At 72.4% G+C, this 20,999-nt stretch carries 20 protein-coding genes; 10 read left to right on the top strand and 10 right to left on the bottom strand.

The genetic code is table 11. The features are described from left to right. The first annotated feature begins 15 nt into the window (after positions 1 to 15). From AC07DS_RS00625 to AC07DS_RS00610, 4 genes are all read left to right on the top strand, one after another. Positions 16 to 270, top strand: a complete 255-nt coding sequence (locus AC07DS_RS00625) for a hypothetical protein (protein ID WP_479141324.1) — start codon at positions 16 to 18, stop codon at positions 268 to 270. A 407-nt stretch (positions 271 to 677) separates the two neighbouring features. After that, complete coding sequence (locus AC07DS_RS00620; RefSeq protein WP_479141323.1) at positions 678 to 1,931, top strand: beta-ketoacyl-[acyl-carrier-protein] synthase family protein; 1,254 nt, start codon at positions 678 to 680, stop codon at positions 1,929 to 1,931. Between the two features lie 41 nt (positions 1,932 to 1,972). Next, positions 1,973 to 2,917, top strand: coding sequence for an acyl-CoA desaturase (locus tag AC07DS_RS00615; protein WP_479141322.1), 945 nt, complete (start codon positions 1,973 to 1,975; stop codon positions 2,915 to 2,917). After that, on the top strand, positions 2,914 to 3,219 hold the full coding sequence (locus AC07DS_RS00610) for an acylphosphatase (RefSeq protein ID WP_479141321.1): 306 nt from the start codon (positions 2,914 to 2,916) through the stop codon (positions 3,217 to 3,219). The genes AC07DS_RS00615 and AC07DS_RS00610 overlap by 4 nt, the downstream gene beginning before the upstream one ends. Positions 3,220 to 3,270: 51 nt before the next feature. Here AC07DS_RS00610 and AC07DS_RS00605 read toward each other — a convergent pair whose 3' ends face one another. Together AC07DS_RS00605 and AC07DS_RS00600 are read right to left on the bottom strand one after the other, a co-directional pair. After that, on the bottom strand, positions 3,271 to 3,927 hold the full coding sequence (locus tag AC07DS_RS00605) for a GNAT family N-acetyltransferase (RefSeq protein ID WP_479141319.1): 657 nt from the start codon (positions 3,925 to 3,927) through the stop codon (positions 3,271 to 3,273). Between the two features lie 244 nt (positions 3,928 to 4,171). Continuing rightward, complete coding sequence (locus AC07DS_RS00600; RefSeq protein WP_479141318.1) at positions 4,172 to 4,924, bottom strand: ATP-binding protein; 753 nt, start codon at positions 4,922 to 4,924, stop codon at positions 4,172 to 4,174. Positions 4,925 to 5,240: 316 nt separating this feature from the next. Between AC07DS_RS00600 and AC07DS_RS00595 the strand changes: the two genes are divergently transcribed. From AC07DS_RS00595 to AC07DS_RS00580, 4 genes are all read left to right on the top strand, one after another. Then, positions 5,241 to 6,116: a helix-turn-helix domain-containing protein gene (locus tag AC07DS_RS00595; RefSeq protein WP_479141316.1), complete on the top strand. Its 876-nt coding sequence runs from the start codon at positions 5,241 to 5,243 to the stop codon at positions 6,114 to 6,116. Positions 6,117 to 6,142: 26 nt separating this feature from the next. Further along, positions 6,143 to 6,355 carry a DUF397 domain-containing protein gene (locus tag AC07DS_RS00590; protein WP_479142115.1) on the top strand — a complete coding sequence of 71 codons (213 nt, stop codon included), beginning with the start codon at positions 6,143 to 6,145 and terminating at the stop codon, positions 6,353 to 6,355. Between the two features lie 70 nt (positions 6,356 to 6,425). Continuing rightward, on the top strand, positions 6,426 to 7,241 hold the full coding sequence (locus AC07DS_RS00585; RefSeq protein ID WP_479141315.1) for an SAM-dependent methyltransferase: 816 nt from the start codon (positions 6,426 to 6,428) through the stop codon (positions 7,239 to 7,241). A gap of 313 nt (positions 7,242 to 7,554) precedes the next feature. Then, on the top strand, positions 7,555 to 8,055 hold the full coding sequence (locus AC07DS_RS00580; RefSeq protein WP_479141314.1) for a hypothetical protein: 501 nt from the start codon (positions 7,555 to 7,557) through the stop codon (positions 8,053 to 8,055). A 65-nt stretch (positions 8,056 to 8,120) separates the two neighbouring features. Here the strand turns inward: AC07DS_RS00580 and AC07DS_RS00575 are convergent, their stop codons facing one another. Beyond that, complete coding sequence (locus AC07DS_RS00575; protein WP_479141313.1) at positions 8,121 to 9,185, bottom strand: glycerophosphodiester phosphodiesterase family protein; 1,065 nt, start codon at positions 9,183 to 9,185, stop codon at positions 8,121 to 8,123. A gap of 126 nt (positions 9,186 to 9,311) precedes the next feature. Further along, complete coding sequence (locus AC07DS_RS00570; protein WP_479141311.1) at positions 9,312 to 10,466, bottom strand: PP2C family protein-serine/threonine phosphatase; 1,155 nt, start codon at positions 10,464 to 10,466, stop codon at positions 9,312 to 9,314. A gap of 238 nt (positions 10,467 to 10,704) precedes the next feature. Between AC07DS_RS00570 and AC07DS_RS00565 the strand changes: the two genes are divergently transcribed. Continuing rightward, entirely contained in the window at positions 10,705 to 11,292 is a 588-nt protein-coding gene (locus AC07DS_RS00565) for a hypothetical protein (RefSeq protein ID WP_479141309.1), read from the top strand. On the opposite strand, the gene AC07DS_RS00560 is transcribed toward AC07DS_RS00565, so the two are convergent. The 6 genes from AC07DS_RS00560 to AC07DS_RS00535 form a co-directional block, all read right to left on the bottom strand. Next, positions 11,289 to 12,278, bottom strand: a complete 990-nt coding sequence (locus AC07DS_RS00560) for an aldo/keto reductase (protein ID WP_479141308.1) — start codon at positions 12,276 to 12,278, stop codon at positions 11,289 to 11,291. The two genes, AC07DS_RS00565 and AC07DS_RS00560, sit on opposite strands and share 4 nt — an antisense overlap. 231 nt (positions 12,279 to 12,509) lie before the next feature. After that, positions 12,510 to 13,718, bottom strand: coding sequence for a cytochrome P450 (locus tag AC07DS_RS00555; protein ID WP_479141307.1), 1,209 nt, complete (start codon positions 13,716 to 13,718; stop codon positions 12,510 to 12,512). A 15-nt stretch (positions 13,719 to 13,733) separates the two neighbouring features. After that, positions 13,734 to 14,081 carry a DUF742 domain-containing protein gene (locus tag AC07DS_RS00550; protein ID WP_479141306.1) on the bottom strand — a complete coding sequence of 116 codons (348 nt, stop codon included), beginning with the start codon at positions 14,079 to 14,081 and terminating at the stop codon, positions 13,734 to 13,736. Further along, on the bottom strand, positions 14,078 to 14,485 hold the full coding sequence (locus tag AC07DS_RS00545; protein ID WP_479141305.1) for a roadblock/LC7 domain-containing protein: 408 nt from the start codon (positions 14,483 to 14,485) through the stop codon (positions 14,078 to 14,080). The genes AC07DS_RS00550 and AC07DS_RS00545 overlap by 4 nt, the downstream gene beginning before the upstream one ends. Beyond that, a complete protein-coding gene (locus tag AC07DS_RS00540) occupies positions 14,482 to 15,942 on the bottom strand; it encodes a sensor histidine kinase (protein ID WP_479141304.1) in 1,461 nt (486 codons plus the stop codon). The genes AC07DS_RS00545 and AC07DS_RS00540 overlap by 4 nt, the downstream gene beginning before the upstream one ends. Positions 15,943 to 16,180: 238 nt before the next feature. Then, the gene (locus AC07DS_RS00535; RefSeq protein ID WP_479141302.1) at positions 16,181 to 17,260 is read right to left on the bottom strand and encodes a PQQ-dependent sugar dehydrogenase; all 1,080 of its coding nucleotides are present in this window, start codon (positions 17,258 to 17,260) and stop codon (positions 16,181 to 16,183) included. 330 nt (positions 17,261 to 17,590) lie between these two features. Between AC07DS_RS00535 and AC07DS_RS00530 the strand changes: the two genes are divergently transcribed. Further along, positions 17,591 to 20,965, top strand: a complete 3,375-nt coding sequence (locus tag AC07DS_RS00530) for a pyruvate carboxylase (protein WP_479141301.1) — start codon at positions 17,591 to 17,593, stop codon at positions 20,963 to 20,965. Positions 20,966 to 20,999 lie beyond the last annotated feature (34 nt).

Raw genomic sequence — 20,999 nt, 5'->3', positions numbered from 1 at the left:
TCAGTGGGAGCCACCATGGTCACCGAGTCCCTCCGCGCCCTGCCGTCGACCGACGAACTCCTCGACCAGGCGATCGGGTTGCGCGCCGACGCCGACCTGATGGACGGCTACGCCCGGCGACTGCTCGCCACCGCGGCCGAGCTGTCCGCCTGCTCGGCGGCACCCGAGTGGAGCCGCCCCACGCTGGAACGTCAGGCCGCCGCCTGCGGTACGGCGGCGGAACAACTGCGCACCGCAGCAGCGGCGTTGCTGGTCCACTCGCGGGCCTGAGCCGGCCCGCTCGGAGCACGGCGAAGTGACGCCCCGCGGTTCAGGACGGGCCGCAGCCGCTCATCCACCCGGAGGCCGGCCTGCCGCGCCACGACGCCTCGCACGACCGCCCGCCGGGTCGCCTCCGGAAGCCGCGCCGAGCAGCCGTCGGATGGGCCATCGCCCCCGTCCGCAGCCCCCGCGTCCCCGGTCCGCACCGGTCTCGCCGTCCCGCAGGCCGACTCGCCCCGGCTCGCCGGACGACCTGGAGACCGCCCTCGCCGACCCCTGATCGAGCCTGGTACGGACACTGGGAGTGACCGTTCGTCAGTGACGTTCGCACATCCGGGTGGTAGCGGCCGCCGTCCTGGGCCGAACGAGTTGCCGTAGCCCGGAACGGCCGCTTTCGGACCGGATAATCACGCCTCATGCAGCTTGTGAAAGCACGCGTCCCGGCGCGGCGCGCCCCCGTGGCCGTCACCGGACTGGGACTGGTCACAGCGGCCGGGATCGGCCGCGACGCGGCGTGGGAGGGCCTGTGCGCCGGACAGTCCACCGCGACTGCCGACCCCGGCCTCGACGGGTTGCCCGTGGCCTTCTCCTGCCGGGTGCCCGACCTCGACACGACCGGACTGCTCGGGCACCGGCTCAGCCGCCGCCTGGACCGCTTCACCACCTTCGCGCTGCTCGCCGCCCGCGAGGCCGTCGCCGACGCCCGGCTCACACCCCACGGCTGGGACGGGGCCCGCGTCGGCGTCGTGATGGGGGTCGGCACCGGGTCCATGCAGGGCTGGCAGGCCGAGTTCGACCGCCTCGCCCTCAGCACCCCGGAGCGCGTCTCGCCGCTCGCGCTGCCGCGCAGCGTGCCCAACATGGCCGCCGCCGAGATCGCCCTCGACCTCGGTGCGCAGGGCCCGAACATGGTCGTGAGCACCGCCTGCGCCTCCGGCACCAGCGCGCTCGGCCTGGCCCGCGACTGGCTGCTGTCCGGTGCCTGTGACCTCGTCCTCGCCGGGGGCAGCGAGTCGGCCCGGCTGCGCATGACCGCGGCCTGCTTCGCCCAGATGCGCGCTCTGTCCCGCCGCGCCGAGAGCCCGCACGAGGCTTCCCGGCCGTTCGACCGCGACCGCGACGGATTCGTCCTCGGCGAGGGCGCCGCCGTGCTCGTCCTGGAGCGCGTGGAGGACGCCCGCGCCCGCAGTGCCCGGCCCGTGGCCCTGCTCTCCGGGTTCGGCGCCTCCTGCGACGCCCACCACTTCACTGCCCCGCACCCGGACGGCGACGGCGCCGCCCGCGCCATCCGCGGGGCCCTCGCCGACGCAGGCCTGGCCCCCGAGGACGTCGACCACGTCAACGCGCACGGCACCTCCACCCCGCAGGGCGACACGGCCGAGCACAACGCGCTGTACCAGGTCTTCCGCCGGCCCCCGCCCGTCACCGCCGTCAAGGGCACCATCGGGCACGCCATCGGCGGCGCCGGAGCGATCGAGGCGGCCTGCACCGTCCTCACCCTGCGCCACCAGCTGATCCCGCCCACCGCCAACCTGGACACGCTCGACCCGGCGATGGACCTGGACGTCGTCACCAAGGCGCCCCGCCCGCAGCGGATACGAGCCGCCGTCAGCAACTCCTTCGGCTTCGGCGGCCAGAACGCCGTGCTCGCCTTCACCGCCGTCGACTGACGGCCACTGCGCACCTGCCCCCGAGCCGAAAGGTCCCCCTGTTGTCGGAGTTCTCGGAACCCACCCCGCTGGCCGGTGGAGCGCGGTCCTGGCCCAGCGGCGAGCAGCTCATGATCGGCGTGTTCGTCGCCGTGCCGTTCCTGGCGCTCCTCGCCGCCGTGCCGCTGGCCTGGCGGCACGGGCTGAGCCCCACGGACGTGGTGCTCGCCGTCGTCTTCTACCTCGTCAGCGGCCTCGGCATCACCGTCGGCTTCCACCGGCACTTCACGCACGGTTCCTTCAAGGCCAGGCGGCCGCTCAGGATCGCCCTCGCGCTGGCCGGCAGCCTCGCCGTACAGGGCCCGCTGCTCACCTGGGTGGCCGACCACCGCAAGCACCACCGCTTCTCCGACCGCGACGGGGACCCGCACTCGCCCTGGCGGTACGGCCGCTCACCGCGCGCCCTGGCCAAGGGCATGTTCTACGCCCACCTGGGCTGGCTCTTCGAGACCGAGCACGCCTCGCCCCGCACCTACGCACCCGACCTGGTCCGCGACCGCGCGCTGATGCTGATCTCCAAGCGCTTCGGACTCGTGGTCCTGGCCTCCGTCACGCTGCCCGCGATGCTCGGAGCGGCGCTGACCCGGTCCTGGCAGGGGGCGCTCAGCGCGTTCTTCTGGGCCGGGCTGGTACGGATCTGCCTCGTCCACCACGTCACCTGGTCCATCAACTCCATCTGCCACGCGACCGGTTCACAGCCCTTCCGCAGCCGGGACCGCTCGGGCAACGTGTGGTGGCTGGCCCCGCTGTCCTTCGGCGAGTCCTGGCACAACCTCCACCACGCCGACCCCACCAGCGCCCGGCACGGCGTGCTCACCGGCCAGCTCGACGCCAGCGCCCGGCTGATCCGCTGGCTCGAGCGACTCGGCTGGGCCTACGACGTCCGCTGGCCGGAACGGCACCGCATCACCGCCCGCCGACGGGAGAACGGGAGCCCACAGAAATGACCGTACGGCAGCACGTGCACGTCAGCGGCCGCGTCCAGGGCGTGTTCTACCGCGACACGTGCCGTCGGTTCGCCGAGGAACGGGGCGTGGCCGGCTGGGTGCGCAACCTCTACAACGGCGACGTGGAAGCCGTCTTCGAAGGGCGGCCCGACGACGTCGCCGAGATGGCCGGCTGGGCGGCCCAGGGCCCACCGGCGGCCCTGGTGACCCACTGCACGGGAGTGGCCGAGGAGCCCGAGGGCCTGTCCGGGTTCCGTGTACTGCCCGACGCACCTCCGGGCGACGATGCCTGCGCCGGGTAGCCCCCGTCACCAGGGGGCGGCGAGCGGCAGAGTGCAGAGACTCCCGGCCGGTCAGGCGCAGCGCGTGGCCGTCGGAGTGTCGTGGCGGACCCAGACGGACTCGATCACGCGCCCGTCGGGCAGCGTGTGCCGCGGCGGGCCCTCGTCCGGCACGAAGCCCGCCCGGGCCAGGGCCCGGCGGTTCGCGGTGTTCCCGGTCTCCGCGCCCGCCCGGGCCCGGGTCATGCCGAAGTGCGTGTGCGCGAGCAGTGCCCCTGCCCGGAACAACTCCGCGCCCAGACCCTGCCCGCGGCAGCGCGGCGCCAGCCAGCCGCCCACCTCGCCCGTGTGGTGCTCCAGTTGCAGTCCTCCGGCATAGCTGAGGTCGGCCCTGCGCACACAGACCAGGAACACCGGGATGCCGGGGTCGGGGGTGAAGGGCTTCGCCAGCAGGCGGGGGACGCGGCGGCCGTCGTCGCCGGCGGGCCGCCACTCCAGCAGGGCGCGCCGGGTGCCGGGGTCGGGAGCGATCCGGTCGGCATGGTTGCCGAGCCACCGCTGGGCCTCGGCGTCCGCGCTGGCGGCGAGCGCCGCGGCCACGTCGAGGTGCGTCCGGGGTGTGAACAGCAACAGCCGCTCGGTGGCCAGGACGTGCCGGCCGGACTCGCACCGCCCGGGCACGGGGAGCCGGGACACGGCCCGGCTGCGGCGGACGAGCGACCAGACCATGGAACCCCCTGACAGAACCGCTGTGTGGCGGACGGTCCGGGTCCCTCACGGGATGCCGGGCCCGCCGACGGATGCGAACGGCTCGCATCGGGGTGAATCTACCGACGAAACGGGTGGGGGTGGTTGCCTCCGGCCGACGGCCCACGGCCGAGGGCCTGTGGTCTCTTACGGCTGACGGCGCTCGGCCGGGCCGTCCGGACCCGGTTTCGGGCGGGTCCGGGTCCAGGAGGGGTCGGCGGACGGTTCAGGGACAGGGGTCGGCTGGTGCATGGGGCGGGGTTCCTTCGGACGAGTGGGGGATGGTCCGGGGGAGGGGGTCGGGCGGTGTGGGGCCGGCCGGCGGTTCGGGTGTGGTCGACAGGTCGGCCCAGACGATGCGCGCGGGCCGGTCGGGCGCGAGCGTCACGCCCCAGTCGGCGCTCAGTGCGTCGACGAGCAAGAGCCCGCGTCCGTTCTGCTCGTCGGGACCGGAGCGCCGCCGGACGGGGCGGGCGGGGCCCCGGTTCTGGTCCTCGACCTCGAGACGGACCCGGTCCGCGGTGCTGCGCACCCGGCACACGATCCGTTCGCCGGCCGCGTGCACCAGCGCGTTGGTGACCAGTTCCGAGGCGACGAGGACCGCGTCGTCCCGGCCGGGTCCGGCGACGCCCCAGGCGGTGAGCAGGTCGTGCAGCACGCGGCGGGCCGTACCGACCGCCGCCGGCAGGGCCGGCAGTTCGAAGACGGCCGTGGGTCCGGGAGCCACGGCCCCGGAGGCGAGCGGGTCGGGGCCCTCGGGCCCAGGGAGTCGACCCGGGCGCTCGCCTCCGGGTGGTCTTGGGATGCCGTCGGCCTCCGCGGGCCGGTGTGCCGGCTCCATGGCGTCGGGTATGCGGAGCGGAAGGCCGATCGGGGGCAGCCGCAGCGGGGGCGGACTCGCGGCCGGCGTGCCGGTGACCGGGATGTGGTGCTCGGACAGCCGGTGGAGCGGTTGGGGGAGGGAGGAGGGCGGAGCCATCGCCGTACGCCTTTCGTCCGGCCTCGTGTCGGGGGACGGTGTCGGAGGGCCGGCCGCCCAGGGGCCGGACGACGCGCACCGCCTCCCGTGAGGCCGTGGTGCAGTCTCGTCTCCCCCGACTGGACTGCGTCGCCCGCTCCTTCGGTCGGCCGGAGCAGTGAGTCCACTGTGTCATCTGTCAACAACCGCTCGCAACACGCAAGTTGAAAATTGCAAGTAGCCAAGTGCATGCTGCTTCGGGCAAGAAATGATCGAACGGGTTCGTGAAAGCGATCGAGTGAGACGGTGACCCTGAAACCCGGGTGAGGGGGTGGGCGTGGCCGCGGAGACCGACTGGGGCGGTGCCCCTTCCGTGCTGCGCATGATCCTCGGCAGACAGCTGGAGGAACTGCGGACCCGGGCCGGCCTGACCTACGAGCAGGCGGGCGCGGCCATCGGCGTCAGCCACTCCACCATCCGCCGCATGGAGGCCGCCAGGGTCGCCCGGCTGCGCCTCTCGGACGCCGAGAAACTCCTCCAGGTGTACGGCGTGACGGACCAGCAGGAGATCGACACCTTCCTGCAGTCGGTGCGGGAGGCCAACAAGCGGGGCTGGTGGCACACCTACCGCGACGTCATGCCCGACTGGTTCGCCGCATACCTCAGCCTGGAGCAGGCGGCACTGCAGATCCGGGCCTACGAGAACCAGTTCGTGCACGGCCTGCTGCAGACCGAGGACTACGCGCGCGCCCTGCTCGGCGCCGGCAATCCGCACGCCCCGGCCGAGGCCACCGAACGCCGGGTCGCGCTGCGCATGCGCCGGCAGGAACTGCTGGCCCGGGAGGGGCCGCCGCGGCTGTGGGTCGTCATGGACGAGACCGTGCTGCGCTGGCCGGTCGGCGGCCCCGAGGTGATGCGTGCCCAGATCGACCATCTCATCGAGGTCAACCGGCTGCCCCATGTCACCCTGCAGCTCATGCCGTTCGCCAACGGCCCGCACCCGGCGATGCGGGCGGGCGCGTACCACCTCTTCCGGTTCCGGGCCCGTGAACTGCCCGACATCGTCTACCTCAACGGCCTGGTCGGGGCGGTCTACCTCGACAAGGGCGGCGACGTCGTGGTGTACCGCGAGGCCCTGGACCGACTGGGTGCCCAGGCGGCGCCCGCCAGGAAGACCGAGACCGTGCTCGGCGCGATTCGCAAGGAGCTGTAACCGTGCACCCTCCCGTACACAGCGGCATGCCGGCCCGGCAGCTGGGCGCCCGCGGCTGGGCCAAGCCGTGGAGCGACGACGCCGGCGGTGCCTGCGTGGAAGTGAAGAGGCTCGCCGACGGACGTGTCGCCGTACGCCAGTCCACCGACCCCGACGGTCCGGCGCTGGTGTTCACGTCCGACGAGATGGCGAGGTTCGTGACCGGGGTGAAGGAGGGGGAAGCCGACTTCCTGCTGTGACCGTGCCTGTTGTGACGCACCCTTTCTGACGCAAGTTCGACCCCCCCCGACCCGAATGGGAGACACGGCGTTGCCCGACAACGGATGGCCGGCCGACCGCATCGACACCGAGAACGCCCACTCCGCCCGCATCTACGACTACATCCTCGGCGGAAAGGACTACTACCCCGCCGACCAGGAGGCCGGCGACGCCATCTCCCGGGAGTGGCCCGCCCTCCCGGTCCACATGCGCGCCAACCGCGACTTCATGAACCGTGCCGTGCGCTGGCTCGCCGAGGAGGCGGGCATGCGCCAGTTCCTGGACATCGGCACCGGCATCCCGACCTCGCCCAACCTGCACGAGATCGCCCAGGCGGTGACTCCCGGATCCCGGGTCGTCTACGTCGACAACGACCCGATCGTCCTCACCCTCTCGCAGGGCCTGCTGGCCAGCGCGCCCGAGGGCCGGACCTCGTACATCGAGGCCGACTTCCGTGACCCGGCCGCCATTCTCCGGGCCCCGGAACTGCGCGAGACCCTCGACCTGGACGAGCCCGTCGCCCTCACCGTCATCGCGATCGTCCACTTCATGCTGGACGAGCACGACGCGGTCGGCGTCGTCCGCCGCCTGCTGGAGCCGCTGCCGTCGGGCAGCTACCTGGCGATGTCCATCGGCACCGCGGAGTTCGCGCCCGACGAGGTGGGCCGGGTCGCCCGCGAGTACGCGGCCCGCAACATGCCGATGCGGCTGCGCACCATCGACGAGGCCCACGAGTTCTTCGAGGGGCTGGACCTGGTCGAACCCGGCATCGTCCAGGTCCACAAGTGGCACCCCGACGGCACCGGCGAGAAGGACGTCCGCGACGAGGACATAGCGATGTACGGCGCGGTCGCACGCAAGCCGTGAAGACCCGGGCCGGGGTCCGACCCACCTCCCGGACCCCGGCCCGCTCGCCCTCACCGACGACGACCTGCTCGGCCCTGGAACACCTCGCCCGGCCGGTCGAGGAGCGGAATCCGCCGATGACCTGAGTGAATCCGGCCAAAAGACGGGGAAAGCGGTCCGGAATTCAGCACAACCTTTCCCGATGTGTCAGGCACCGGGAAATGCGGGGAAGTAAGTTCTGGAGAAGCGGAACCGGGCGGAGGGAAATGCGGTCTTAAGGTCCGTCGACGGCCGGGATCGGGCCGGTCGCGAAGAAACCGGGGGAAAGAGAAATATGTCCGTGAGCCGCCGCAAGACCCTCCTGACCGCAGTCGCCCTCACCGCCGGGCTCTCCCTGGCAGCCGTGACGCCCGCCCTGGCCGGCTCCGGCGCGAGCCACGCCCCGCGTGCCGCCGCCGTGTCCCCCGCCCAGGGCGACCCGCGCAACGTCACCCAGCACGTGGCCGACTTCTACGGCGCCTACATCGACTCCGTCTGGGCCACCGAGGACCCGGCGGCCGGCACCTCCGCCAAGGCCCTGCGTGCCTTCTATCTGTCCTCCGCCGCCCAGAAGAAGGTCGCCGCGTACGAGAGGAAGAACCACGCCGACGGCATCCTGTTCGCGCAGAACGTGCCGGTGAAGTGGAAGGTCGCCTACACCGGCTCCGGCGCGGGCCACGCCACCAGCAGGGTCACCCTCACCTGGGGCGACGGTCCCCACGCCGAGGTCACCAGGATCGACGTCCGGTCCGACCTGACGACCCTGAAGATCACCGACCTCAAGCCGGCCCGCTGACCGGCTGCCGGGCGCAGTCCCGCCCCGCCCCCACTCGGGGCGGGGCTCGCGGCTTTCCGGGCCGTTCAGGACCGGCCGTGCGGGTAGTACGGGCGGGGCAGTCGCATCCCGCGGCCGGCCATGATCTGCCGGACGTGGTCGGGGTAGTCGGTGATGATCCCGTCGACGCCGAAGTCCATCAGCGCCTCCACCGTCGCCGGGTCGTCGCAGGTCCAGGGGACCACCTTCAGGCCGCGGGCGTGCGCCTCGGCGACCATCGCCGCGTCCGAGTAGAAGCGGAAGCCGGGGTCGCCGACCTTCCCGTTCTGCGGGAAACCGTAGTTGGGGGAGAGGGTCGTGACCCCGGGGACGGTGGCGGCGGCCTTCACGAAGTCACCGCCGTAGTCGTCGGCGTCGATCCCGCCGAGCCACGGGGACGCGCCCGGCCGGCCCACCTGCAGGAAGTCGTAGTTCGTCAGCGCCACCAGCGGCCAGCGCGGTGCCAGTCGGTGCATCAGCTTCAGCGCGCCCCAGTCGAACGACTGGATGGTGACCTGCCGCTCGATGCCTGAGCGGTGGATCTCCTCGTACACCCGGCGGACGAACACCTCGCGCGGCGCGGTCTGTTCGGGCGCGCCCGCCTCCACCTTGGTCTCGATGTTCAGCTTGACCTGCCTGGCGTGGTAGCTCTTGACCAGGTCCAGGACGTCCTTCAGCTCCACCATCCGGAAGCCCTTGACGACCTCCTGCTCGGGGAAGCCGGGCAGCTGCTGGTAGCCGCAGTCCAGCGTCTTGATCTGAGCGAGCGTCAGGTCCTTGATGTACTTGCCCACATACGGGTACAGCGGGTCGCCGGGCGTGACCGGGCCCGTGTCTCGGCACTTGACGCCGCTGATCTGCCGGTCGTGGTTGACGACCACCTTCAGGTCCTTGGTGACGTGGGTGTCCAGCTCCAGCGTGGACACCCCAAGCCGCATCGCCTTGCCGAAGCCCTCCAGCGACTCCTCGGTCGTCATACCGAGACCGCCGCGGTGGGCCTGGAGGTCGAAGCGGGCCTGCGGCGGGTCGGCCTGGGCCGCCTGCGCGGCGGTGGCGGGGAACGCGAGAGCCGGCAGCAGGGCGAGGCCGGCGAGCAGGTGTCGTACGGACATCGGAACTCCCTGTTCTCGGGGCGCCCGAGATTCTCGCAACGACCGGCCGGGGCGGACCACCTCCGGAACTGAACATCGGCGCAAAGGCTGTTGAACGTGTGCACAGCAGTGGAGCGACAAGGGCTCCTAGGCGTCATGGGTCAGCAGCCGTGCGCCTTCGCGTCCGTGGTGGCGGCGGCGATCGACGGGCGTGCGGTGCAGGGCTATGAGGGCGGCGTCGTCGTCCAGCCGGCCGCCCACATGGGCGAGCAGGTCGCGCCGCACATGGTGCATCAGCGCCTCCGGACTGTCGTCCGTCCAGCGCGCCACCCGCTCCGCCAGCGGATAGAACCGGCCCTGCGCGTCCCGGGCCTCCACCACACCGTCGGTGTACAGCAGCAGCGTGTCACCGGGCTCGAAGGAGAACACGTCCAGCGTGTGATCGGTGTTCCCGTGCACGCCGAGGGGCGGCGACGGGTGCAGGCTCGGGACCGTGACCGCGTGCCCCGGGCTCAGCAGCAGCGGCGGGGGATGGCCGCAGCTGGTCATCAGGGTGACCTGATCCTCGTCCGGGATCTCCACCAGCAGGGCGGTGGCGAAGCGCTCGCCCGCCTCCTCCTCCGTCTCGAGCTCGGTGGCGTAGCGGCTGATGCTCTGGTCGAGACCGGCCGCCAGGTCCGCCAGCGCGACGTTGCGGTGCGCGCTCTCCCGGAACGCGCCGAGCAGCAGGGCCGCCTCCCCGATGGCCGGCAGTCCCTTGCCCCGTACGTCGCCGATCAGCACCCGCACCGCGGCTTCTGCGCGGGTCACCGCGTACAGGTCGCCGCCGATCTGTGCCTCGTCCTCGGCGGCCAGGTACAGGGAGGCGATCCGCAGCGGGCCGATGTGCTCGGGCAGCGGCCACATCAGCACGTGCTGTGCGGCCTCGGCGACCGTGCGTACCTGAGCCAGCTGGGCCTGGCGGCGCTCACGTACCGCGCTGTAGACCACACACATCACCGAGAGCACGGCGAGGGTGACGAGCTGCACGATGTGGTTCGAGGTGGCGATCCCCCCGTGGAGGAAGGCGATCAGCGTCTGGGCGGCCAGCGCGAGCGCCCCCACGAACGCCGTGGTGCGGGGCCCGGCGAACGACGGTGTGAGCGCCGGGGCGATGACCAGGGCCGGGCCCAGATGGATGTTCTCGGGAGAGCGGATGTCCACCACGGTGATCACCACGATGAGCAGGATGGGGAGCAGCAGCAGCGCATGCGCCGACTGCCACGACTGCTGCGCACCCGCGCCCCTCTGCCGGAGCCTCATGCCTACCAGCGTGCTCCCGGACGAGCCGTACGGCACGTGGAGGGGCGGGAACAGGACGTCACGACGGACACACGGTCGGTCCGTGGCGGCCGCCCGCTCCCTCGTTCCCGGGCGCGACGCGCTCGTCCCCCATACGGCGGAGGGTGGTTCGGCCCGCAGCGCGATTCGTGAGGGGTGCCCCCGCTGCGATCTTCGGTACCGGACGGGTCCGCCGGGCCTCTGACACCGAGGAGCACGCATGCAGCCGCCGCCGAACGCGCCCACCACAGCCCGCCCGGAACGCCTGCGCGCCGCGTGGCGGGCGGCCCACGAGCCCGTCGAGGGAGTCTCCCGGCGGATGCGGCTCGTCGCCTGCGCCGTGCCGCTGACCGTTCTGCCCGCCGGCCTGTGGCGCCTGCCGGCCGCGTTCGACCCGGGTATCGGGATCGGGGAGCGGGCCTACATCGTGTTCCTGTCGCTCTTCTCCGAGGCCGTCGCGTTCACCGCGTTCGGGTTGATCGCCCGCTGGGGCGAGGTCTTCCCGAGGTGGGTGCCGTACCTGCGCGGCCGGCGGGTCCCGGTGAGCGCGGCCGTGGTCCCGGCCGCGTTCGGCGCCACCGTCCTGACTCTGCTCTGGACGGTCCTGACCCTCACCACCCAGATCATGGGCCGGACGATCCGGGGCGGGAAGCTGCCCGACGACTTCCCCAGCCGGACGGGCGGCTGGGAGGCTGTCTCCTTCTACGTCTGCTACACGCCCCTGATCCTGTGGGGTCCCCTGCTCGCCGTCCTGACCGTCGCCTACGCCAGGCGCCGTCGCAGGGGTGCCCCCGGCCGGGTCGGCTAGCGGTTCACCGAGCGCATCCCGGCCTCGTCGTACCGCGCGCCCGCTGCCTCGGGCAGCTCGGCGTCGATGCGGGCGAGGTCCTCCTCGGACAGCTCGATGTCGGCCGCGGCCGCGTTCTGTTCCAGGTAGGCACGGCGCTTGGTGCCCGGGATCGGGACCAGGTCCTCGCCCTGTGCCAGCACCCAGGCGATGGCCAGCTGCGCCGGCGTCACGTCCTTCTCCGCGGCGATCTCCTTCACCTTCTCGGCGAGCCGGAGGTTGGCCTCGAAGTTGGTGTCCGTGAAGCGGGGGTTGGTGCGCCGGTAGTCGTTCTCGTCCAGCTCGGCGGGGGAGGAGAAGCGGCCGGCCAGGAAGCCGCGGCCGAGCGGGGAGTACGGCACGAAGCCGATGCCGAGTTCACGGCAGGCCGGCAGCACCTCGGCCTCCGGGTCCCGCGTCCACAGCGAGTACTCGGTCTGCACGGCGGTGATCGGGTGGACGGCGTGGGCGCGCCGGATGGTGTCCGCGCTCGCCTCGCTCAGCCCGATGTGCCGCACCTTGCCCTCGGCGACCAGCTCGGCCAGGGCGCCGACCGTCTCCTCGATGGGCACGTCCGGGTCGACCCGGTGCTGGTAGTAGAGGTCGATGTAGTCCGTGCCGAGCCGCTCCAGCGAGCCGTGGACGGAGCTGCGGACGTGCTCGGCCGAGCCGTCCTGCCGGCCCACCGTGCTCATGTCCCCCGGTACGGCGTTGTCCATCCGGTAGTTGAACTTGGTGGCGATGACGTACTCGTCGCGGTGTCCCCGGATCGCCTCGCCGACCAGCGACTCGTTGGTGAGCGGGCCGTAGAGCTGCGCGGTGTCGAGGAAGTCGATGCCGAGCTCCAGGGCCCGCCGGATGGTGGCGACGCCCTCGTCCTGGTCCGTGGTGCCGTAGAAGGCCGACATGCCCATGCACCCGAGGCCGATGGCCGATACCTGGAGATCCCGCAGACTGCGCTGTCGCATGAGGTGTCCCAGCCTTTCCTGCACATATGATCGTCGTTCCGTACGGCACGGAGGCCCTCATCCATCTAGCGACGGATTCCGGAACCCGGCATCCCGTGGGGGAGGCCGGGCGATGTGACCTTCGCGTGCCGGGGTGTCTGCGACGCTATGACTTGGAGCGCACTCGAAGTCAACTCGGCCGTTCAGCCGGACCGGCAGCTCGAACAGGTCGTTCTGGCGGGCGACGCGGGATCAGAGGACGGGTACGGGCGTGAACCGGACGGGCAGCTGGGTCAGTCCCCTGAGCCAGGGCGAGGGGCGGCGGGTGAGGGACTCGGCGGGCACCGCCAGGTCGATGTCCGGGAGCCGGTCCAGTACGACCTCGACACCGGTGCGCGCGATCACCTCGGCGATCTCCTGCGCGGGGAACGGGCAGCGGTGCTCGCCGTGGCCGAACGCGAAGTGCGCGCTGTTCCCGCCGGTCAGCGCGGCGGCGTCGGTACGGACCTGAGGATCGGAGTTGGCGCCCTGCAGCCCGAGCAGCAGCAGGTCGCCGGCCCGGACCGGGCGGCCGCCGAGGTGGGTGTCTCGGGTGGCCCAGCGGCCGGCCACGTTCTGCGTGGGCGTGTCCTCCCACAGCACCTCGTTCATCGCCTCGGCGACGCTGCCCTGCCCGCCGAACAGGGAGGCGGCGAACCGGTCGTCGGTGAGCATCAGGCGGAGCGAGTTGCCGATCCAGTCGGCGGTCGGCTGGTGCCCGGCCGCCATCATCACCATCAGGTCCTGCGCGATCTCCTCGTCGGTGAAGCCGCCGTCGCCGGCGAGCATCCGGGAGACCACGTCGTCCGCCGGCCTCTGCTTGCGGTCGGTGAGCAACTGCCGCATGGAGGCGGCCAGATGGGCCTGGCCGGCCAGGGCCCGTTCGCTTCCGTCGATCATGTCGTTGAGGGCGGTGACCAGACCCGGGCCGTCCTCGTCCGGGAAGCCGACCAGCCGGGCGAGGACCTGCACCGGCAGCAGCACCGCGTAGTGGGCGACCAGGTCGGTCTCGCCCGCGGTGCAGACCGCGTCGATCAGCTCGTCCGCGAACCGCTCGGCGTGGGACCGCAGTTCGGAGGGGTCCACCGCCTCCAGCGCGTCGCTGATCACCGCGGCGCGCTGCCGGTGCCGTTCGCCGACGGTGTAGAGGATCGACGGCTGCCGGTGGCCGATCATCGGCAGCAACGGCCAGTCGTCCGGGATGTTCGCCCACTGGTTCCACAGGCCGGAGTCCCGGCTGAACAGCACCGGGTCGCCGGTCACCTGGTGCAGTTCGCGGTACCCGAGCACCAGCCAGGCCGGCACGCCGCCGTCGAGCAGCACGGGGACCACGGCGCCGTGCTCGTCCCGCATCTCCCGGTACAGGCGGGCCGGCTCGGTCTGGAAGCGGGGGCCGGTCAAGGGGACGGCGCCGGGGATCACACGGACTCCTGTCGGTCAGAGGTTGCGGAGCGCAACGATCACCTGCTCCAGGATGGCCGGGTCGGCGACGGCCGGCGGGCGCGGATGACGGGCGCTGACCCGGCCCGCCGCCAGCAGGTCGCACAGCAGCACCTTGGTGATGCCGACGGGCAGGCGCAGCTCGGCGGCGATCTCGACCACCGACGCGGGGAACTCGGTCATCCGCAGGATCGCCGCGTGCTCCGACTGCATGCCTGCCGCCGGCTCCGACTCGGCGACGACCAGTGTGACCAGGTCGAAAGGGTTGTCGCGGCCGGTCCGGCTGCGTCCCTGGGTGAGGGTGTACAGGCGGTCGGGGGCGTCGTCCCTGCCGGGCCGGCTCATGAGGTACGGGGTCGAGCGGTCAGGTGCTCGCCGAGCTGCTCGACCAGCTCGGTCATGTGGTGCCCGACGACCCCGGGGTCCGCTTCCTCCGTCGTGACGACGGCCAGGTGGGCGCCCGCGCCGGCCTCGACGATGAACAGCACGCCCCCGTAGAACTCGGTCATCGCCGAGCGCACACCTCCGCTGCCGTCACCGAACTCGGCGGACGCCCCGCGCGACAGCGACTGGACCCCGGCGGCGATCGCGGCGAGCTGGTCGGCCCGGTCCGGGCTCAACTCCGGCGACCGGCAAAGCCTCAGCCCGTCCCGGGACAGCACGAGCGCATGCCGCGCCCCCGGTGTCCTGTCCAGCAGCCCTTCCAGGAGCCAGGTGAGCGTCTCGTCGGCGGTGCTCGGGCCGTTCATGAGGTGGCGTCGCCTTCCGGGTGCGCGTGCGGGTGGGAGGAGGGGGAGCTGTGCCCGGGCTCGTCGGCCGACCCGGCGGCGGGGCGGACGGCCTGCCGGAAGGCGCTGAAGCGGGTGGCCCGGGTCCTGGCCTCGTCGGTGCCCGGTGCCGGGTGTGGCGCGCTGCTCGGGGGCGCCGGATGGGACCGTTCGGCCTCGGCGAGAGTGCGGCCGCGGTTCCGCCTGGGCAGCCCGGCCGGGCCCTCGCCCGCGGCGGGCGAGGGGGACTCGTGGACCGGGGAGGGGCCCGCGCCGACCGTCGGCTCGGCCGGCCGGCCGGCATCCGGACGTGTGGCGGGGCCGACGAGGATCTCCTGCGGGACGAGCATCAGCACGCCCGTGCCGCCGCGCGCCGACGGCCGGAACGACACCTTCAGGCCGTGCTTGCGGGCCAGCCGGCCGACCACGGCGAGCCCGAGCCGCGTCCCCGTCAGGCCGCCCAGCTCGGATACGTCACCGGCGACCGCCCGCTCGGCCCGGCGCAGCTGTACGTCCCCCATCACCAGGCCGCTGTCCTCCACGGACACGAGCACCCCGGCCGCCACCTCCTCGACGTAGACGTGCACTTCGGCCGTCGGCGCCGAGAACTTCGCGGCGTTGTCGAGGAGTTCGGCGAGCGCGTGCATCACGCCCTCGGCCGCGTGCCCGGCGACGGCGGTTTCGCTGACCGAGTGGACCCGCACCCGCTGATAGCCGGCGATCCGGCCCAGCGCGCCGCGCAGCAGGGACTCCATCCCTATGGGGCGCGCCCACCTGCGCCCCGAGCGCGCGCCGGTCAGGACGGCGACGGAGTCGGCGAGCCGACCGGCCCGGGCGGTGCGGTGGTCCAGGTGGAGGAGGTCGGCCAGGACGTCCTCGTCGGTGTGCCGGTCCTCCATCGCCCGCAGATCCGCGAGGGTCGCCGTGGCGAGGGCCTGCATCCGGGCCGCCGCGTCGGCGGTCGCGGAGAGCGCCGCTGCCCGCTCGCGCCGAGTCCTTCGCAACTCCTCGGCCAGCCGGGTGTTCTCGCCGTGGACCCGGTCCAGCTCCTGCGCGCCCTCCTCGGCGAGTCGTGTCCGGTCGGCCGTGAACTCCGCCTGCTGCGCAGCCAGTTCGTCGATGAGTCGCTGCTGTTCCCGACGGTTCTCCTCGGTCGTGCGGGCCTGCTGCTGCAGAAGCCGGCCGATGTCCTGGGTCGCGCTGTCCAGCCTGCGCCGGGTGCCCCGCGCCGTGCGCCCGGCGTGGGCGGCCGTGGCCACGGCGGCACAGAGCACGACCGCCGCAGTGCCCCCACCCCAGGCCAGCGGCGCGCGCACCGGGTCCGGCGCGGCCGACACGGCCGTGAGGACCACGAGCGCCGAGAGCGCACCGGACACGGCGAGGGCGACGGTGAGCGTACGGAGGGAGGGTCGTTCGCCGGGATGCGTGGGCACGGTCATCGGTCCGGTGTGGTCCTCGCGGCAGAGGGGGCGAGCAGGGGCGAGCAGGGGTGAGCAGGGGCAGGCGGGTGGCGTAGCGACTATCGAGAGTGAACTGGCGGTCACTATACGAGAGTTGGTGATCGAATCTGGAAGGTTCGGGTGTGTTTCCACTAAGTGGGCGCTCGAGCCTACGGTCGGTGACGCGCTCCGCCGGGCCGGCTCGAGCGCCGGCCCGGCGCAGCGCCCGGAGCCGATGTCAGCCGATGGTGACCTTGAGGATGCGGTCCTTGCTCGTGCCGTTGCCGCTGGAGCCCATCCACAACTGGTCGGCGCCCGGCACCTTGGCCAGCGCGCGCAGCCGTCCGTAGGCACCGGTGTAGTAGGACGTCGCGGAGCCGACGCCCACACCGCTCGCGTCGATCGGCAACCGCCACAGCCGCTTCCCGAGCAGCGTGGTCACATAGACGGCGTTGTCGACGACCGCTACCTGGGCGGGCACGCCCCCGTCCTCCGGCTTCCAGACCTTCTTGGGGTTGGTCGTTCCCGCGGTGGAGCACGCTCCCTCACAGGTGGGCCAGCCGTAGTTCTTGCCCTTCGAGAGGAGATTGAGTTCGTCCCACTTGGTATGGCCGATGTCGCCTCCCCACAGCCTGCCCCGGGCGTCCCACGCGAGGCCCTCGGGATTGCGCAGACCGTAGCTGTACACGCGGTTGCCGAAGGGGTTGCCGGGTGCCGCGGCACCGCTCTTGGTGATGCGCAGGATCTTCCCGTTGAGGGAGTTCTTGTCCTGAGCCAGGCTGCTGTGATGAGCGTCGCCGGTGGTGACGTACAGGTATCCGTCGGGGCCGAAGGCGATCGTGCCGCCGTTGTGGTCCCCGCCCCTCTTGATGCCGCTGAGCACGACGGTGTAGCCGCTGAGCGAAGTTCCGTCGAAGCGCATCTTCACGACCCGGGTGCCGTCGGCGACGGTGTGGACGAAGAACACGTCCTTGTCCGTCGTGCCGTTCCAGGTCGGTGAGGGGGCCACGCCCAGCAGCCCGCCGTCCGCCATCGCGGGGTCGGGGTCCGGCCGGACCGTGTTCGGTACCGTGCCCGCCTTCTTCTTGGAGCCGTCGGACTTCAGAAGCCACACCGTGGACGTGTAGCGCTCCGTCAGCAGCGCGTTCTTCGTCTTCGGCAGGAAGGACAGACCCCAGGGATACGACAACTTGTCGGCCAGGGTGCTGATGCCCGTCGGGGCACCGGCCGCTCGGGACGCGCCGTGCCCGGCGTCCCCGCCGCGGGGGGCGGACTGCGCGGCCGCCACCGGTGACTGGAGCAGGGCCGCGGCCGCCATTGCGGTGACGGCGGTGAGAGCGGATATACCCGGACGGACTCGATACAGCGCCCGACATGCCCGACGTGACATCTGGTTGCCTTTCCTGTCGTGGGGGGAGGGAACCGCGTCCCTTCGAGGAGTATTGGGCGCTCATCGAGGCAGCAGCCACCTGGACTGACCCCATCCTGCTGAGGGCGGCAGCCCCCACTGGCATGTCCGGACCACGTCAATGTGACGCTTTTCGCACTTCGACACGTGCGGGCAACCCCTAATGTTGCCGCGACGTACGGCAAGGCATGGCTGACACCATGGTGTTCGTCGCCGGCAGGCAGCTGAAGGGAATCCAGGATGTTCCGCAAGGTGCTGGTCGCCAACCGTGGAGAGATCGCGATCCGCGCGTTCCGGGCGGGCTATGAACTCGGTGCGCGCACAGTCGCCGTGTTCCCGCACGAGGACCGCAACTCGCTGCACCGGCTGAAGGCCGACGAGGCCTACGAGATCGGGCAACCGGGACATCCGGTGCGGGCGTATCTCTCCGTCGAGGAGATCGTCGGCGCCGCTCGCCGGGCGGGCGCCGATGCCGTCTATCCGGGTTACGGCTTCCTGTCCGAGAACCCCGAACTCGCCCGCGCCTGCGAGGAGGCGGGCATCACCTTCGTCGGGCCGAGCGCGCACACGCTGGAGCTGACCGGCAACAAGGCCCGTGCGGTCGCCGCGGCCCGGGCGGCGGGCGTACCCGTGCTGGGCTCGTCCGAGCCCTCCACCGACGTCGACGAACTCGTCCGCGCCGCCGAGCAGATCGGTTTCCCCGTCTTCGTCAAGGCGGTCGCGGGCGGCGGCGGGCGCGGCATGCGCCGGGTGGAGGACCCCGCACAGCTGCGCGAGTCCATCGAGGCCGCGTCCCGCGAGGCCGCGTCCGCGTTCGGCGACCCGACCGTCTTCCTGGAGAAGGCCGTCGTGGACCCGCGCCACATCGAGGTGCAGATCCTCGCCGACGGCGAGGGCAACGTCATTCACCTCTTCGAGCGAGACTGCTCGCTGCAGCGCCGCCACCAGAAGGTCATCGAACTGGCGCCCGCACCCAACCTCGATCCGGCGCTGCGGGACCGGATCTGCGACGACGCCGTGCGCTTCGCCCGCGAGATCGGCTACCGCAACGCGGGCACCGTCGAGTTCCTCCTCGACCGCGACGGCAACCACGTCTTCATCGAGATGAACCCGCGCATCCAGGTCGAGCACACGGTCACCGAGGAGGTCACCGACGTCGACCTGGTCCAGGCCCAGCTGCGCATCGCCTCCGGCCAGACCCTCGCCGACCTCGGCCTGTCCCAGGACACCATCACCCTGCGCGGCGCCGCCCTGCAGTGCCGCATCACCACCGAGGACCCGGCCAACGGCTTCCGTCCGGACACCGGCCGGATCAGCGCCTACCGCTCGCCCGGCGGCTCCGGCATCCGCCTCGACGGCGGCACCACCCACGCCGGTACGGAGATCAGCGCGCACTTCGACTCGATGCTGGTCAAACTCACCTGCCGGGGCCGTGACTTCAAGGCCGCCATCGGGCGCGCCCGGCGTGCCGTCGCCGAGTTCCGCATCCGCGGCGTGGCCACCAACATCCCGTTCCTGCAGGCGGTCCTCGACGACCCCGACTTCCAGGCCGGGCGGGTCACCACCTCCTTCATCGAGCAGCGCCCGCACCTGCTGACCGCCCGCAGTTCCGCCGACCGCGGCACCAAGCTGCTCACGTACCTCGCCGACGTCACCGTCAACAAGCCGCACGGCAAGCGCCCCGACCTGCTCGACCCGGTCACCAAGCTGCCGCCGCTGCCCGCCGGCGAGCCCCCGGCCGGCTCCCGGCAGCGACTGGTCGACCTCGGCCCCGAAGGCTTCGCCCGGCACCTGCGCGAGTCGCCGACCATCGGGGTCACCGACACCACCTTCCGCGACGCCCACCAGTCGTTGCTCGCCACCCGGGTGCGCACCAGGGACCTCCTCGCCGTCGCCCCGGTCGTCGCTCGCACCCTGCCCGAGCTGCTCTCCCTGGAGTGCTGGGGCGGTGCGACGTACGACGTGGCGCTGCGTTTCCTCGCCGAGGACCCGTGGGAGCGGCTGGCCGCCCTGCGCGAGGCCGTCCCCAACATCTGCCTCCAGATGCTGCTGCGCGGCCGCAACACCGTCGGCTACACCCCGTACCCGACCGAGGTCACCGACGCCTTCGTGCAGGAGGCGGCCGCCACCGGCATCGACATCTTCCGCATCTTCGACGCCCTCAACGACGTCGGCCAGATGCGGCCGGCCATCGACGCCGTACGCGAGACCGGCACCGCGATCGCCGAGGTCGCCCTCTGCTACACCGCCGACCTCAACGACCCCGCCGAGCGGCTGTACACCCTCGACTACTACCTGCGCCTCGCCGAGCAGATCGTCGAGGCCGGCGCCCACGTCATCGCCGTGAAGGACATGGCCGGACTGCTGCGCGCCCCGGCCGCCGCCAAGCTGGTGTCCGCGCTGCGCCGCGAGTTCGACCTGCCGGTGCATCTGCACACGCACGACACGGCGGGCGGCCAGCTCGCCACCTACCTCGCCGCGATCCAGGCGGGGGCCGACGCGGTGGACGGCGCGGTGGCCTCCATGGCCGGCACGACCTCGCAGCCGTCGCTGTCCGCGCTCGTCGCCGCCACCGACCACTCCGAGCGGCCCACCGGGCTCGACCTCCAGGCCGTCGGCGACCTGGAGCCGTACTGGGAGGGCGTCCGGAAGATCTACGCCCCGTTCGAGGCGGGCCTGGCCTCCCCGACCGGGCGTGTCTACCACCACGAGATCCCCGGCGGCCAGCTCTCCAACCTGCGCACCCAGGCCGTCGCCCTCGGTCTCGGCGACCGCTTCGAGGACATCGAGGCCATGTACGCCGCCGCCGACCGCATCCTGGGCCGGCTGGTGAAGGTCACTCCGTCGTCCAAGGTGGTCGGCGACCTCGCCCTGCACCTGGTGGGCGCCGGAGTCTCCCCGGCGGACTTCGAGGCGACCCCCGACCGGTTCGACATCCCCGACTCGGTCATCGGCTTCCTGCGCGGCGAGCTGGGCACGCCGCCCGGCGGCTGGCCCGAGCCGTTCCGCACCAAGGCCCTCCAGGGCCGCGGCGAGCCCAAGCCGGCCCCGGAGCTGTCCGCCGAGGACCGCGACGGGCTGGCGAAGGAGACCCGGGCGACCCTCAACCGTCTGCTGTTCCCCGGTCCGACCCGCGAGTTCGACACCCACCGCCAGAGCTTCGGCGACACCAGCGTCCTGGACAGCAAGGCCTTCTTCTACGGCCTGCGTCCCGCCAAGGAGTACGCAGTCGACCTGGAGCCGGGTGTGCGGCTGCTGATCGAGCTGCAGGCGGTCGGCGAGGCCGACGAGCGCGGCATGCGCACCGTGATGTCCTCGCTCAACGGTCAGCTGCGGCCCATCCAGGTCCGTGACCGGGCGGCCGCCTCGGACGTGCCGGTGACCGAGAAGGCCGACCGCGCGAACCCGGGTCATGTGGCGGCGCCGTTCGCCGGAGTGGTGACGCTCGCGGTCGCCGAGGGCGACGAGGTCGCGGCCGGCGCGACGGTCGCCACCATCGAGGCGATGAAGATGGAGGCCACGATCACCGCGCCCAAGGCGGGCCGGGTGTCCCGGCTGGCCATCAACCGGATCCAGCAGGTGGAGGGCGGCGACCTGCTGGTCGAGATCGCCTGATACGCCGCTCGCCGCGGCCGGCACACCGACCCGG

Source organism: Streptomyces sp. NPDC044064 (assembly GCF_056434245.1).
The sequence above is the reverse complement of the archived record's forward strand: the minus strand, read 5'-3'. Positions and strand labels throughout refer to the sequence as shown.